Below are 15708 nucleotides of genomic sequence, written 5' to 3'. Positions count from 1 at the left end.
GTGGAGCGGTAGTTCAGTTGGTTAGAATACCGGCCTGTCACGCCGGGGGTCGCGGGTTCGAGTCCCGTCCGCTCCGCCACTTTATTAGAGAAACCTGAATCGAAAGATTCAGGTTTTTTTTCGTCTGAAGATAAGTGCTATAGATATAGTTCAAAAACATATATAGCGTTACTTAGAAATTGTTTTAATCTAAATAGAATAATGGATTACTTGTTGTTTTTATTTATTAGCATAAAGTGATGATTCGTTTAATTTAGATATAAAAAAACCGCCCTGCAGGCGGTTTTTTTATATCGGTTATCTATTAACTTTTCATCATAAGCTGGTAGCCAACATAACAAGCAGCAATGCTGACAATAACGTTAAGTAAAATGTTTAGACCAGCTTTGAAAAATTCACCTTGTTGCATCAGTACAACGTTGTCCATTGAGAATGTAGAGAACGTAGTTAACGCACCAAGGAAACCTAAGCCGATAATAGGTCGCCATGGTGCAGCTTCAATCATTCCTTGATTAAGTGCTGACATTAATAGCCCCATGATCAAGGAGCCCAGCACGTTTACGGTTAAAGTACCGTATGGGAAGCCACGGCCAAATAGCATTACGCATAGCTCAGAAATTAGGTACCTTGAGCAGGCGCCGAATGCACCACCAAGCGCGATGAATCCTAGTAATAAATATTGGCTCATTGGGATCTCGTTTATATTTTCAGGTAATGATAGAAAGCGCTCATGATAATCGCTAGCGAGAAAAGTGAGAACTCTCCAAAAATGCAATCATTGATTCGAATGAATATTAAATAGTCAGCGGTATACTTAGTTGTATAGCTACATTTATAGCATCATAATCATAAATAATGAATTTACTATGAGCCTTAGCTCAAGGAGGCTAGATATGTCGCTTTACCAAACAGTGTTATTAGCGGTTAATCCTGAAGATAAAAATGCGCATAAATTGATGGTGAAAGCTGGCGTTATAGCTGAGCAAAATCACGCTGATTTACACGTTGCTTATGTTGAGCCAGGGATCGGAAACGTAAGTTTTATTGATGTGGAAGTTGAGTTACAAGAAGAGCATGATACGATTGCAAAAAAACGCATGAAAGAGTTATCTGATTTAATTACAGCTTCTTCTCATAAAGTTAAAGCGATACATACCGCAGACGGTGATGTTTCAAAGCATATAGAAGCTTTAGCAAAAGAAATTAATGCTAGTCTAGTGATCACCGGTTACCATAAATCAACTTTTCATTTGTTTGGCGATTTAAGTGACTCTCTAGCTAATCACCTCGGTTGTGATGTATTAATTTCACAGTAACAGCGATTAAAATATGCAATGTAATAATAAGCCGTGTAGATGCACGGCTTTTTGTTGTCTGTCACTTTTTATTATTTTTCTCTATATAAAGGTTGTTGCACTATAACGGCTTCTTTATACTTATTTCTACTTGTCGGAGTGCCATATGGCTGAGACCGCATTGCGGGATCCGTTGAACCTGATCAGGCTAATACCTGCGAAGGGAACGAGAGAATGTCTTCTGCTACATATCTTTAGGGATCACTGTATGCATCTGCATAGCTGTACTTAGGTACACACCTCTTGTTTACGCCCATCCGCCAAGCATTTTCCCCTACATTGAAAAATCAAGGAAACTGCTATGTCGAATCGCAAGCAAGCGAGACTGGAAGCGAAACAATTTATTGAATCATTAACAGCACAACCATACCCGAACTCACAGAAAGTGTATGTTCAAGGTAGTCGCCCTGATGTGCTTGTTCCTATGCGTGAAATTACTCTAGCTGATAGTTTGGTTGGTGGCAGTAAAGATAACCCTATCTTTGAGCCCAACGAGCCTATTCGCGTTTATGACACTTCTGGTTTTTACACTGATCCTGAAAAAAAAATCGATATCTATAATGGATTGCCGTTAGTGCGTGAGCAATGGATCGCAGAGCGTGACGATACTGAATTACTAGAAGGGTTAAGCTCTGAGTATGCCAATGAACGTTTAGATGATAAGACGCTTGATGATTTACGTTTTGCGGAACGTGCGAGTATTCGTTGTGCAAAAGCTGGGCGTTGTGTGACGCAATTACATTATGCGCGCCAAGGTATTATTACGCCTGAGATGGAATATATCGCGATCCGTGAAAATATGGGTCGTGCGAAATACCGTGATGAAGTATTAAACCAGCAACATCCTGGTGTGAGCTTTGGTGCTAATTTACCAAAAGAAATTACGCCTGAGTTTGTGTGTAAAGAAGTGGCTGAAGGCCGAGCAATTATTCCTGCCAACATTAACCATCCTGAAACTGAGCCAATGATCATTGGCCGTAATTTCCTTGTCAAAGTGAATGCCAATATTGGTAACTCAGCGGTGAGTTCATCGATTGAAGAAGAGGTTGAAAAACTTGTCTGGTCGACCCGTTGGGGTGGCGATACGGTAATGGACTTATCAACAGGTCGAAATATTCACGAAACGCGTGAGTGGATCATTCGTAATAGCCCAGTCCCGATTGGTACTGTACCTATGTACCAAGCGCTTGAAAAAGTGAATGGCGTGGCTGAAAACCTTAACTGGGAAGTGTTCCGTGACACATTACTAGAACAAGCTGAGCAAGGAGTGGATTACTTTACTATTCATGCTGGCGTACTTCTTCGTTATGTACCTATGACGGCGAAACGTGTTACAGGTATTGTATCGCGTGGTGGCTCTATCATGGCGAAGTGGTGTTTGGCACACCATAAAGAAAGCTTCCTATATCAGCACTTCCGTGAGATTTGTGAGATCTGTGCGCAATACGATATTTCACTATCGCTCGGTGATGGCTTACGTCCAGGCTCTGTCGCTGATGCCAATGATGAAGCCCAGTTTAGTGAACTACGCACATTAGGTGAGTTGACTAAGATTGCATGGGAATACGATGTGCAGGTCATGATTGAAGGCCCTGGTCACGTACCCATGCACATGATCAAAGAAAACATGGAAGAGCAGCTTGAGCATTGTCATGAAGCGCCATTCTATACCTTAGGCCCACTGACGACAGATATCGCACCAGGTTATGATCATATTACTTCGGGTATTGGTGCGGCGATGATTGGTTGGTATGGCTGTGCAATGCTTTGTTATGTGACACCCAAAGAGCACTTAGGCTTGCCTAATAAAGACGATGTAAAAGTCGGTCTTATCACTTATAAATTGTGTGCCCATGCTGCTGATTTAGCCAAAGGCCACCCAGGTGCACAAGTGCGTGATAATGCCTTATCTAAAGCGCGTTTTGAATTCCGTTGGGAAGATCAATTTAATCTTGGTCTTGACCCTGAAACGGCGCGTGCCTATCACGATGAAACTCTCCCTCAAGAATCTGGCAAAGTTGCCCATTTCTGTTCAATGTGTGGTCCTAAATTCTGTTCAATGAAGATCTCTCAAGAAGTACGAGATTACGCGAAGGGGTTAGAAGATTCAGAAATCACGATCAAGCTATTAGACGATCCGCTTGAAGGTATGCAGCAAAAAGCACAAGAGTTTCGCTCTAAAGGCAGTGAGTTATATCACCTAGCTAAAGAGGAAAGCTAATGAGCACCTTAAGCTTACCAAAGGTCCTATCGTCTCTGGTGATGCATATTGAGCCATTATTAGCCTCTGCTGCAGAGTATCAGTTAGGTGAGCAAGTCACGTTAATGCCATCAAGCCAAGAGTGGATTGAGGTATCGACGCCTTCTTGCGTAAAAAGAGTAGGCTTTGAACAAGCCTGCTCCACCCAGCTAATTGATCACGTATTTCAAGATCAATGGATGCCTTCAGAGGTAGATCTTTCGTTGATCAAAGCGCAAATACTGAAACGATCTAACGTTGTGGTATGTGGTTTACCTGTTGATGGTGGTTATCTTGATCTTTGGCATCATGATGGTGACGTGCGTGGTTGTTTCAGTGTTGAGCTTGGTAATGCGACTCAACAGCGAGCGATGTTATTGGTGGCACTCGCACTTGATTACCCCTTAGAAGATGCTCTAGTGCTTGCAAGGGCGTATGCCCAGTCAACGCAGATGGGCATTTGGCCAACTGAGCATGATGCTTTCCCTGACATCGTTTGTGCTAATTTTTCAAAGCTGTCAGATATTGGTTGGCAATTCGAATGTCAGCCAGTTGAAGCTTTTGCACCTGTTGATAGTGAGAAACTTACGTTATATCCGGTGGTGGATTCCGTCCAATGGGTTAAGCAGTTACTTGAATTGGATGTGAAAACCACTCAGCTGCGGATCAAAGATCCGAATGCTCAAGGTTTAGAACAAGATGTTGCTCAAGCTATTGCGTTAGGTCAGCAGGCAAATGCGCAGGTCTTTATTAATGACTATTGGCAACTGGCTATTGAGCATGGTGCTTTTGGGGTGCATCTAGGGCAAGAAGATTTAGTGGTCGCTGATCTCAATGCCATTCAACAAGCGAATCTTCGCTTAGGGATCTCAACCCATGGGTATTATGAGATCTTACTTGCGATGGCATTTAATCCCAGTTATATCGCCCTCGGTCATATTTACCCAACCACAACCAAGCAAATGCCGTCATTACCGCAAGGCGTTCACCGCTTAAAGCTTTATCAACGATTGGTTGGCAATACGTTTCCAACAGTAGCAATTGGTGGTATTGATTTATCTCGTGTGCCAGTGGTTTGGAAAACAGGGGTGAGTAGCGTTGCGGTGGTACGTGCGATCACCCAGTCAAGCGAGCCGGCGATTGCAGTCGAACAACTCAATCAATGCCTTTCTGAGCGGGAGGTGATGTATGACAACTGACAGACTCTCTGATACTGCTTTTATTCGATATAACCGACAAATCATGCTGGAAGAGATGGGAGAGCAGGGGCAACTTGAGCTTAACAATGCCAAGGTATTGATCGTCGGTGCGGGTGGTTTAGGCTCAGCGGCAGCGATGTATCTAGCGGCTGCAGGTGTTGGGTTACTGGTGATTGCAGATGATGATGAGGTTGAGAGTTCGAACTTGCAGCGTCAGGTGATTTATCGAGAAACCGATGTGTCACTCAATAAAGCGCAAGCAGCCTGTGATCAGCTTTTAGCATTGAACCCATTGGTACGAACGCGCGCAGTAAAAGCCAAGCTTGCAGGTTTTCAACTCGTAATGGAAGTACAACAGGCCGATATTGTACTTGATTGCAGTGACAACTGGGCTACCCGTTATGCAGTAAATCAAGCTTGTTATCAGCATCAAACACCACTGATTGCCGGTGCGTCGATAGGTTGGCGAGGGCAGTTACTGGCGTTTGATTTCAGGCAGAGCTCGCCGTGTTATCAATGTGTGTTTCCATTGAGTGCTGAAGCGCCGCCACAAGATCAAAATTGCCGTAGTAACGGCGTGATGGGACCTGTTGTAGGCACTATTGGCACGTTACAAGCGCTTAATGCGATCAAAGCTATCGCAGGTGTTGGTGAAGTCGGGTTTGGTTTGTTGCAGCAATTTAATGGCTTAACAGGAAAGTGGCAGCAGGTATCAATCGGTGCTGCTCCTTGTTGCCCTGTATGTGGTCAGCAAGAGCAAAGGGAGGTTGTGTAAATGGCTACTATGATAACTATCTGGCTGAATGATGAATCTATGTCTTGCGAGGCTGAGCAAACCGTTCACCAATTTGTTATGCAGTTAGATTTACCTATACAAGGTACAGCGGTCGCGATAAATCAGCGGATTGTTGCAGCCAGTGAGTGGCCGACAATTGTCATTGCTGATGGCGATCAGATCGCGTTATTTCAAGCGATAGCAGGAGGTTAATATGTTGACCATTGCAGATAAAACATTCACATCGCGATTATTTACCGGAACGGGTAAGTACGCCAATCGAAATGTCATGGCTGAATCGATTTTAGCGACAGGCTCTGAGCTCGTGACCATGGCACTAAAGCGGGTCAATATTGCTGAGCGTGATGACGATATCTTAGCGCCATTGATCCAAGCTGGAGTGAATTTACTGCCTAATACGTCAGGGGCGAAAAATGCCAAAGAAGCGATCTTTGCTGCGCAGCTAGCCAGAGAAGCATTGGGGACGAATTGGCTAAAATTAGAAATTCACCCTGATCCGAAATACCTCATGCCTGATCCGATTGAAACATTAAAAGCGGCTGAGCAGTTGGTAAAAGAAGGGTTTGTCGTACTGCCTTACTGTCATGCTGATCCTGTGCTTTGTAAGCGATTAGAAGATGTGGGTTGCGCTGCCGTGATGCCATTAGGTGCGCCGATTGGCTCGAATAAAGGGGTCGCCTCTCGTGATTTTCTTCGCATTATTATCGATCAGGCACAAGTACCTGTGGTGGTGGATGCGGGTATTGGTGCACCTTCTCATGCCTCAGAAGCGATGGAAATGGGGGCTGATGCGGTATTGGTTAATACTGCCATCGCAGCGGCAAGTGATCCGATTGCAATGGGGCGTGCATTTAAATTGGCCGTGGAAAGTGGTCGTATGGCCTATGAAGCTGGTCTTGCAGGTAAGGTGAACCATGCTATTGCATCAAGCCCATTAACGGCATTTCTTAACGAGTAAGGAGCCAACATGAGCTTTGTGAATGTTTGGCAACAAATGGACTGGGATGATATCCGTTTGTCGATTTATGCTAAAACGGCTACCGATGTTGAGCGTGCTTTAGGAAAATCAACGCTGGATCTAGAGGATTTCAAAGCCTTAATTTCACCAGCGGCTGAACCTTACTTAGAGCAAATGGCACAACTCTCTGCGATGCTAACGCGTCAGCGGTTTGGTCATACCATGAGTTTTTATGTGCCGTTATATCTTTCGAATCTGTGTGCCAATGCGTGTACCTATTGTGGTTTTTCGATGGAAAATCGCATTAAGCGCCGTACCTTGGGTGAGCAAGAAATAGAACGAGAGTGTGAGGCAATAAAAGCGCTAAATTTTGATAGTGTGTTATTGGTCACTGGCGAGCATCAAACCAAAGTCGGTATGAATTATTTTCGTGATGCGATCCCTCGAATCAAAGATCACTTCAGCTATTTGGCAATGGAAGTACAGCCACTTGAGCAAGATGAGTATCAAGAGCTGAGACAACTTGGTTTAGATGCGGTGATGGTGTATCAAGAAACCTATAATGCGCCAACTTATGCGAAGCATCATTTACGAGGCAATAAAACTAATTTTGAATACCGCTTAGCGACACCTGATCGGTTAGCAAAAGCAGGAATAGACAAGATTGGGATTGGGGCTTTGATCGGCATGGAAGAATGGCGCACGGATTGTTTTTTTGTTGCCAGTCACTTGGCTTATCTTGAACGGACGTATTGGCAAAGCCGTTATTCGATCTCGTTTCCGCGTTTAAGACCTTGTACTGGTGGACTAGAGCCTAAATCGGTGATGACGGATCGCCAACTGGTGCAATTGATTTGTGCATATCGACTGTTTAATCCTGAAGTTGAGCTGTCGTTATCGACTCGAGAGTCACCGCATTTTCGCGATAATGTATTGCCCTTGGGGATCACTAGTATGTCTGCGGGCTCTAAAACCCAACCGGGCGGATACGCCGATGACACGCCAGAGCTAGAACAGTTTGCAATTAGTGATGAACGTTCGGTCGCAGATGTTGCTACTGCAGTCAAGCAGCAGGGGTTTGAAGTGGTGTGGAAAGACTGGCACCCGGCATACTCTGGATAAAAATAAAGCCAGTACATTATTTGTACTGGCTTTTCTTTTTCTTATCTATGAATTAGCGGCTTAGTGGTGATGTTGCTTGTGTTAGCCACTCAAGATCACTACCTGTCAGCGATGGGCTGATCACGTTAAACACGGTTTGGTGATAGTTGTTAAGCCATGCAAGCTCTACGTCAGTTAGTAGTGCAGGATCGATCAAACGCTTATCAATTGGCGCACGGGTCAACGATTCAAAGCCCATGACATTCATGTCACCTTGAGTTTCAATATCGACGACCAGTTCAAGGTTTTCGATACGAATACCAAATGCGTCCGCACGGTAATAACCCGGCTCGTTAGATAACACCATACCTGGCAGTAGCGCGGTTGGGTTAGCCACTTTAGAAATACGTTGTGGACCTTCATGAACACTTAAGAAGTGACCCACTCCGTGACCGGTCCCATGATCATAATCGAAACCGTGCGCCCATAGATGCTGACGCGCGAGTGCGTCGAGCTGTGAGCCTGTTGTGCCTTTCGGGAAACGTGCCGAAGCCAATGAAATATGACCTTTTAGTACTAATGTGAAGGCTTGTTTTACTTCATCACCTGGGTTACCGATAGCGATAGTACGGGTGATATCGGTCGTACCATCAGGATATTGACCGCCTGAATCGACTAAGTAAACCGTATCCATTTGCAGCTTGCCAGGTTGTGGCTGATCAATGTGGTTATAGTGACACATTGCTGCATTACCAGCAGAGGCTGAAATCGTATCGAAGCTCACGTCACGACAGCTTGGATCTTGCTGGCGGAATTGCCAAAGTTGATCGGAAAGTGCAGCTTCATCTAATAGATTGCCACTCGCAACTTGATTATCTACCCATGCAAGAAATTTAGAAATCGCGACACCATCACGGATGTGACATGCTTTCATACCTGCAATTTCTGTCGCGTTTTTTGCGGCTTTTGTTAGTAACGTTGGATTAGCTGCTTCAATAAGTTGTGCGCCAGCCTCTGTTAGTTGCTGAGCTGCCCATGCATTACTGTTCGCAGAATCAAACTGTACACGTTTACCTGAAAGTGCGGCTAAACCTGCAGCGAGTTGTTCTGGCTCGCGGATATTAACGCCGTTACCTACGTGTGTTGCAAAACCTTCGGGTAGGCGATGGTGATCGATATAGAAATCAACAGACGCATCGCTGTGGATTACGGCAGCTGACAACAAAACGGGTAGACAATGAACGTCATCGCCACGTACATTGAGTAGCCAAGCAATGCTATCAAGCTGACTTAAAAAGGCAGCATTAGCTTTTTGTTTTTTTAGTAGTGCGGCAATTTGCTCACGCTTTTCTTCGCTTGATTGACCCACATACTCTAGCCCCATTAACTCCGCATCCGACAGTTTTGGTGCTGGGCGATCGAGCCATAGTTCATCAATTGGGTTTTCGTTAACTGGTACTAGCTCTAATTCACCATCAAGGGTTGTCGTGGCATTTTTCAGCCATGCTGCACTGTGTAGGCGGTTATCAATAGCGACTTTACTACCTGCTGCTAGATTTTCTAGTGCCCAGTGGATAGGTGGTTGCTCGATCAGATGGCAATATTCAAACACATCCCCCGGTACTTGCTTGCGAACTTGCACAACATAACGACCATCAACAAACATTGCTGCACGGTCACGAGTGATCACTGCAGCACCAGCTGATCCTGTGAAACCAGTTAGCCAATGAAGGCGTTCGTTATGATCGGGAATGTACTCACCAAGATATTCATCTTCATGAGGGATCAGTAGGGCATCGAGTTGCTGTGCTTCAAGCCACTGACGGATCTGCTCAATACGTTGTGCGATAACTGCTTGCATGTATAGGTCCTTGTCAAGAAACCACCATTGGAAGGCGGTTAGATCGAATTCACCTCAATCACCATGGGATAAGCGATTCAGGTTTAATGTTGTTAAGTTAGCTTGTTTAGCGGTTTGCATCAATTGTCTCTATGATAAATGACAGACTATTCACCTCACTGCTTTATTTATTTTAGTGATTCATCGGTTAGCAGGTGGATTCCAATTTGGAAAAGCGGTATTGAAAATAAAGCATTTTTATTTGGCATCATAAAACCGTAGACTTGCGCGAAATCTTTTAGAGGCACTATTCGCCTTTATAATTTTTGTGTTAAATGTGATCAGCGAAGATGATGGGTTTTTTGGGTGATTATGTTTCTTAGCCAAGTCAGCGCTTGATCATTTTCTCTGTCTCTATGCCAAAACAGGGTGTAAGCCATAGGAGGAAACTCTAATGGTAAGGGTAAAACCACCATATCTGACTGCTTTGCCGCTACTTTTAAAAAGTGATTGGGTGCTGTGAAGATAAAATCAGTGTAAGAGCATAAGCTCGCGGCACTATTAAAGTCGGGAACGGTGACAGCGATATCTCGTTCATAACCCATATCTGCAAGTCGATAATCAAGTAACCAGCGATCATTGCCATCACAGCGCACTTGTACATGTCGTAATGATAAATATGCCTCTAGATTCCAGCATTTTCTTAAAGCGGGATGGTCTTTTCGAATGATACACATTTGGTGATCACGATATATTTCTTGTTGGATAATATCATCAGGCGGGAACATGGTAAGCATGGTGAGTTTTGCATCATTGATGTCAATATCTTTCCCTGTAATACCTAAATCCAGTTCACCTCTTTGGAGCATTTTAAATGTTTGTTCTGTCCATGCGTGGGTGCTGATAGTCACACTCGGAGCCTGTTGAAAAATCGCGGGTAAAAATTGAGGCAGAATTAAGGGATATACACTTTCAACCGTTGCAATTTGAAAGCGATATTCACTGTTATGTGGATAGAAATCTTCCGGCTGAGTTAATAATTCTAATTGATTGATCAGCAAATCGAGTTTGGGTTTGAGAAAGAGAGTTCTCGGAGTTGGCGATAAACCATGTGAACTTCGAATAAACAAAGGATCATTAAATTGAGTGCGTAATTTAGCTAAGGACTTACTCACTGCTGATTGACTTAAACAAAGTCGGTGCGCGGTTCGAGTGACATTAAGTTCTTCTATTAAAACTTTAAAACAGACTAATAAATTGAGATCTAAGCGAGCTAACTTCTCAATATTCATATGATTTTCCTTATGGGAATAATGGTAATGAATATACATCATTTCCATTCATACCATAGGGTGATTAAGCTTTCACAAATTTTATTTAAATGGAGAACCGTGTGAGCCCAAATATAAATAGCAAAATACAAGTGGCTTTATTGATCACACTTGTATTGTTCAGTCCTTTAGCGATTGATATTTATCTACCTGCTTTACCTGCAATGGCGAATACGTTTTCTGTCGATCCTACTCGTGTGCAAGATACTGTGACATGGTTTATGTTTAGCATGGGATTAGGTCAATTACTGGCAGGGCCATTAGCTGATCGTATTGGTCGTCGACCTATCGCGTTAGGCGGTATCGTGATTTATGGTTTTAGCTCAACCATGGCTTATTTAGCTCAGAGCTTAGATTTGTTATTACTTGCCCGTTTGCTTCAAGGTTTTGGTGCTTGTGCCACCTCCGTTGCCGCCTTCGCTGCGGTTCGTGATAGCTTTGGCGCTGAAAAAAGTGGTCGTATGATCAGTTACTTAAATGGTGCGATTTGTTTTATTCCTGCGTTAGCTCCTCTTTTAGGCACTTGGCTTACTTATCATTTTGGCTGGCGTTCAAACTTTAGTTTCATGGCAGGATTTGCGGTCGTTGCAGGGCTTTTTATTATGGCTGTGTTTAAAGAAACGCGTCCTGCAAACTCTGATGTTTCTGGTTCAATGATTAGTATTAGCCGTTACTGGTCGGTATTACGCGAACCAACATTTTTATTTCATGCTACGCTTTGCATGTTAGCGATGGCGGTGATTTTAGCTTATGTAACTTCAGCACCAGTGTGGTTGATGAACCACCTTGGTCAGGACATGCATCAGTTTACGGTATGGTTTGGGATCAATGCGGTATTGAACATTACTGCTTGTATGGTTGCACCTAAGTTTATGGATCGCTTTGGTACTCGTCGTACTCTTCGTACAGGACTTATCACATTATTGTTTGCTGGTGGATTAATGTTGTCGTTGAGCCAATTACAGCAAGCATGGGCATTTATGGTGCCAATCTTCATTTGTTCATTTGGGTTTGCTTTTGTATTAGGCTCTGCAGCCGGAAAAGCATTAGCACCATTTGGTGATCGTGCAGGAACTGCAGCGGCATTATTGGGATTATTTCAAATGAGTGGTGCTGGTGTTATGGTGAGCTTAACCCAACGATTAGATTTCTCATCACCGGTATTAATGACGTTACAAATGTGGTTGCTGATACCTGGATTATTGATTTTAGTGTCTAAAATCGGGCGTCGTTGGCACCCTCAGTTAACGGTACAGAATTAATAAATATTATGAGTTTAAAGGTGAGGTGGTGACAACCTTATCCGTACAGCCTGTCAAATCGACAGGCTTTTTTTTGGATAAAATTTAGCTATTCAACAATCGCTACTTTTTTACTTTGCCATTGTTGGATTACGAGTCCTGCAATAATTAGCATTAAGCCGATCAATGTTGAGGGATGAATCGTTTCACCAATAATCGTGGCGAGCAATAATAAAGAGATAAAAGGTGAGATAAAAATCAGGTTACTGATCTTAGCGGTATTACGAGTTAACCGTAGCGCATTGAGCCATAAAACAAAGGTGATCCCCATTTCAAACAAACCGACATAAGTGACAGCTGCCCAGCCTTGCCAAGGTACACTTTGCCAACCGCCAAGATACAAACTCAAGCCGATAGAAAATGGCAGCGAGACTAAAAAGCCCAGTAATAAACCTAAGATGGGATCGGCTTTATTTTTGGTGTTTAAAATCCAATAGCTGGCCCATAACAGTGTCGAAAATAGCGCTAACGCAACGCCTAACGGACTGGTGAAATTCAAGGCGGAAATATTTCCTTGAGTTGCTATCACCACCACACCGCCATATCCCAGCACGCAAGCTATCCAATCTTTGCGCTGAATTTTTTGTCCTAAGAAAAGTGCTGCCATTAAAGTCAGAGTAATCGCCCAACTGTAGTTGATGGGTTGAGCCTGTGAAGCAGGTAATAAGTCGTAAGCTTTAAATAACACTAGGTAATAAGCAAAAGGATTGATAAACCCGAGTAATAAGTAATAAAGCGGACGTTGAAGAAAAGTCGACTTAAGCTGGTGGAGTGTTTTTTTATAGCCAGCTATAACAATAAGGGAGAGAGCAGACACGCTACTGGCAATCACCATCATTTGAACAGGTGAAAAATAATCTAAGGTAATTTTAAAAGCGGTGGCGACAGTAGACCAAAGTAAAACAGCGGCAATGCCATATCCTAAAGCGAGGCGTTCGTTCATGACTATCCCTGTTAAAAAATGTAAGACGGTAACGCAGTGTAGGAGATGGTTGTACAGGTGAATAGCGAGTGATGATATAGCCTGTGATCGAGTGCAAACAAAAACGCTTATATCCATTATTTATTGTTTAAGTTGTTCTTCGTTAGCTGGACATTTATCCAGTATCCTCTTAGCCTTAAAAGCGAGAATAATTCGTCAGGAAGATAGAGAATTTACTATGGCAGAATGGTTAAGTGGTGGCGTTATTACCGCATTAGCAACATTGTTAGGTGCCACCGTTGCCAGTGTGATCACGGCATTCTGGTATAAAGGTCGATATGAACAAATGCTTCAGCTTGTCGAGCAACAAGCAGAATCAGATGCGCGTTTAGCATTAAGTCGTGAGCAGCAATTACAAAGTCAGCTAGCAGAAAGAAACCAAGAGCTGGAAGAGTTAGATGACGATCGTGACAGATTAACCCATGAAATACGTCAAATGCATGGCCGACTTGCAGCGGCATTAGAGAAAATGCGTCACTTTGACGCGCTGCAAAATGAAAAACAGTATTTAACCGAGCAGCTTGATAATTCTCGCTTAGCCAGCGCGGGGCTTGAAGCCGATCTTCGCGAGCAAGATGCCCGCCATTTTGAAGAGCAAAAAGCGGCAGATGAAAAAATTAAGCTATTAGAAAATGCTGAAGAGCGTCTGCGTATTCAATTTGAAAGTTTAGCTAATCGCTTATTTGAGCAGAAAACCCGAACGGTGGATGAGCAGAATAAGATGAGCTTAGAAAACTTGTTGAGTCCACTCAAAGAGCAACTTGAAGGTTTCAAAAAGCAGGTTAATGACAATTTCACGCAAGAGTCTCGTGAGCGCCATACTTTAGTACATCAAATTAACAGCCTTAAACAGCTCAATGAGCAGATGGCGAAAGAGGCAATTAACTTAACCCAAGCCCTAAAAGGGGATAACAAAGCCCAAGGTAACTGGGGCGAAGTCGTGCTGGCGCGAGTATTGTCTGACTCAGGATTGCGTGAAGGTCATGAATATCAAACTCAAGTCAGTTTAGAAAACGAAGACGGTAAGCGTTATCAACCCGATGTTGTGGTGCATTTACCCCAACAAAAAGATGTGGTGGTAGATGCCAAGATGTCATTGGTGGCGTATGAACGCTTCTTTAATGCTGACACTATTGCTGAGCGTGAACTCGCCATGAGTGAGCATGTTGCCTCGATGCGCGCCCATATGCGAGGGTTAAGCCGTAAGGATTATCATCAGCTTCATGGCATCCAAAGTCTTGATTATGTTTTGATGTTTATTCCAGTAGAGCCTGCGTTCCAAGCTGCGATTGAAGCCGATCCGGCATTAATCCGTGATGCGATGGACTTAAATATCATGCTCGTGAGTCCAACGACCTTGCTGGTGGCACTGCGTACTATTAATAACTTGTGGCGTAATGAGCGACAAAATCAAAATGCGAAAGAAATTGCCGAGCGTGCAGGCAAGCTTTACGACAAATTACGTTTGTTTGTCACTGACATGGAAGCGATGGGACAATCGTTAGAAAAAGCGAACCAAAGCTATCAAGGGGCAATGAATAAACTGGCGACGGGGCGTGGTAACGTGATCCGCCAAGCTGAAAGCTTCAAACAATTAGGCGTCGAAGTGAAGCGTGATATTAGCCCGACGCTGGCAGAAAAATCGCAATCTAACCTAATGGAATATCGTGGTTTTTCTCATATAACCGCAGCATCGGAAGGTGATTTATCATAATGGTGGGGTAAAGGACTTTGAGCAAAGAGCAACCATCAAGTACACTAAGCCAGTTGAATAAATGAATTTAATGCTTATCGGTGAGTGAAGTCTATTAATTTTGCGCATCATAAGTACATATAACGGATTGAACATGACGGACACCACACAAGATACTACTCACTTTGGCTTCCGTACCGTTGCCAAAGACGAAAAAGCAACCATGGTTGCTGAGGTCTTTCACTCGGTCGCAGCAAAGTACGACATCATGAATGACTTAATGTCGATGGGCATTCACCGCGTTTGGAAACGCTTCACGATTGACTGCAGTGGTGTACGCAAAGGTCAGCGTGTACTTGATTTAGGCGGTGGTACGGGGGATTTAACCGCTAAGTTCTCACGCATTGTTGGCGAAACGGGTCAGGTAATTTTGGCTGATATCAACAACTCGATGTTGAACGTTGGCCGCAGTAAACTGCGAGACAGTGGGATTGTCGGTAATGTTGGTTACGTTCAAGCCAATGCGGAAGAATTGCCTTTCCCTGATAATTACTTTGATTGCATCACCATCAGCTTTTGTTTACGTAACGTCACCGATAAAGACAAAGCGCTACGTTCAATGTATCGCGTGTTAAAACCGGGTGGTCGTTTATTAGTATTAGAGTTTTCAAAGCCGTTACTAGAACCATTATCAAAAGTTTACGATGCGTACTCATTCCACCTATTACCAAAAATGGGTGAAATTATTGCCAATGATGCAGAAAGCTATCGTTACCTTGCTGAATCTATCCGCATGCACCCAGATCAAGAAACCTTGAAAGGGATGATGGATGAAGCTGGATTTGATCAAACCAGTTATTACAACTTAACGGGCGGTATTGTTGCCTTACACCGTGGTTATAAGTTCTGAGGA

Annotated in this window: 14 protein-coding genes, 1 tRNA gene and 1 riboswitch; of the genes, 11 read left to right on the top strand and 4 right to left on the bottom strand. The window is 43.6% G+C overall.

What is annotated here, in order from left to right; all coding sequences use genetic code 11:
• Positions 1 to 2 precede the first annotated feature (2 nt).
• A tRNA-Asp gene (locus CTN01_RS18535) sits at positions 3 to 79 on the top strand.
• Between the two features lie 225 nt (positions 80 to 304).
• Here the strand turns inward: CTN01_RS18535 and crcB are convergent.
• The gene (gene crcB, locus CTN01_RS18530) at positions 305 to 688 is read right to left on the bottom strand and encodes a fluoride efflux transporter CrcB (RefSeq protein WP_005372395.1); all 384 of its coding nucleotides are present in this window, start codon (positions 686 to 688) and stop codon (positions 305 to 307) included.
• A 205-nt stretch (positions 689 to 893) separates the two neighbouring features.
• Between crcB and CTN01_RS18525 the strand changes: the two genes are divergently transcribed.
• The 7 genes from CTN01_RS18525 to thiH all read left to right on the top strand — a co-directional run bounded on the left by CTN01_RS18525 (position 894) and on the right by thiH (position 7669).
• Positions 894 to 1316, top strand: a complete 423-nt coding sequence (locus tag CTN01_RS18525; protein ID WP_045150071.1) for a universal stress protein — start codon at positions 894 to 896, stop codon at positions 1314 to 1316.
• Positions 1317 to 1440: 124 nt separating this feature from the next.
• Positions 1441 to 1538, top strand: a riboswitch (TPP riboswitch).
• A gap of 118 nt (positions 1539 to 1656) precedes the next feature.
• On the top strand, positions 1657 to 3576 hold the full coding sequence (gene thiC, locus CTN01_RS18520) for a phosphomethylpyrimidine synthase ThiC (protein WP_045150070.1): 1920 nt from the start codon (positions 1657 to 1659) through the stop codon (positions 3574 to 3576).
• Entirely contained in the window at positions 3576 to 4793 is a 1218-nt protein-coding gene (thiE, locus tag CTN01_RS18515) for a thiamine phosphate synthase (protein ID WP_045150069.1), read from the top strand. Before thiC ends, thiE begins: the two co-directional genes overlap by 1 nt.
• Complete coding sequence (locus CTN01_RS18510) at positions 4783 to 5568, top strand: HesA/MoeB/ThiF family protein (RefSeq protein WP_107342201.1); 786 nt, start codon at positions 4783 to 4785, stop codon at positions 5566 to 5568. The genes thiE and CTN01_RS18510 overlap by 11 nt, the downstream gene beginning before the upstream one ends.
• On the top strand, positions 5569 to 5781 hold the full coding sequence (thiS, locus tag CTN01_RS18505; protein WP_045084596.1) for a sulfur carrier protein ThiS: 213 nt from the start codon (positions 5569 to 5571) through the stop codon (positions 5779 to 5781). It begins immediately after the preceding gene.
• A 1-nt stretch (position 5782) separates the two neighbouring features.
• Complete coding sequence (locus CTN01_RS18500) at positions 5783 to 6547, top strand: thiazole synthase (protein ID WP_045084595.1); 765 nt, start codon at positions 5783 to 5785, stop codon at positions 6545 to 6547.
• Between the two features lie 9 nt (positions 6548 to 6556).
• Positions 6557 to 7669 carry a 2-iminoacetate synthase ThiH gene (thiH, locus tag CTN01_RS18495; protein ID WP_045132660.1) on the top strand — a complete coding sequence of 371 codons (1113 nt, stop codon included), beginning with the start codon at positions 6557 to 6559 and terminating at the stop codon, positions 7667 to 7669.
• 52 nt (positions 7670 to 7721) lie between these two features.
• On the opposite strand, the gene CTN01_RS18490 is transcribed toward thiH, so the two are convergent.
• Together CTN01_RS18490 and CTN01_RS18485 are read right to left on the bottom strand one after the other, a co-directional pair.
• Entirely contained in the window at positions 7722 to 9509 is a 1788-nt protein-coding gene (locus CTN01_RS18490) for an aminopeptidase P family protein (RefSeq protein ID WP_045150068.1), read from the bottom strand.
• Between the two features lie 320 nt (positions 9510 to 9829).
• Positions 9830 to 10780, bottom strand: coding sequence for a LysR family transcriptional regulator (locus tag CTN01_RS18485; protein ID WP_005372415.1), 951 nt, complete (start codon positions 10778 to 10780; stop codon positions 9830 to 9832).
• A gap of 89 nt (positions 10781 to 10869) precedes the next feature.
• Between CTN01_RS18485 and CTN01_RS18480 the strand changes: the two genes are divergently transcribed.
• Positions 10870 to 12081, top strand: coding sequence for a multidrug effflux MFS transporter (locus CTN01_RS18480; protein WP_005372416.1), 1212 nt, complete (start codon positions 10870 to 10872; stop codon positions 12079 to 12081).
• Between the two features lie 88 nt (positions 12082 to 12169).
• On the opposite strand, the gene CTN01_RS18475 is transcribed toward CTN01_RS18480, so the two are convergent.
• Complete coding sequence (locus tag CTN01_RS18475) at positions 12170 to 13063, bottom strand: DMT family transporter (protein ID WP_045084593.1); 894 nt, start codon at positions 13061 to 13063, stop codon at positions 12170 to 12172.
• Between the two features lie 217 nt (positions 13064 to 13280).
• On the opposite strand from CTN01_RS18475, the gene rmuC reads away from it, so the two are divergent.
• Together rmuC and ubiE are read left to right on the top strand one after the other, a co-directional pair.
• Positions 13281 to 14816 carry a DNA recombination protein RmuC gene (gene rmuC / locus CTN01_RS18470; protein WP_045150067.1) on the top strand — a complete coding sequence of 512 codons (1536 nt, stop codon included), beginning with the start codon at positions 13281 to 13283 and terminating at the stop codon, positions 14814 to 14816.
• Positions 14817 to 14949: 133 nt separating this feature from the next.
• A complete protein-coding gene (ubiE, locus tag CTN01_RS18465) occupies positions 14950 to 15705 on the top strand; it encodes a bifunctional demethylmenaquinone methyltransferase/2-methoxy-6-polyprenyl-1,4-benzoquinol methylase UbiE (protein ID WP_005372427.1) in 756 nt (251 codons plus the stop codon).
• The last annotated feature ends 3 nt before the right edge of the window (positions 15706 to 15708 follow it).

The organism is Photobacterium angustum, assembly GCF_003026365.1.
Taxonomy (GTDB): Bacteria; Pseudomonadota; Gammaproteobacteria; order Enterobacterales; family Vibrionaceae; genus Photobacterium; species Photobacterium angustum.
This window is presented reverse-complemented; position numbering and strand designations above follow the sequence as displayed.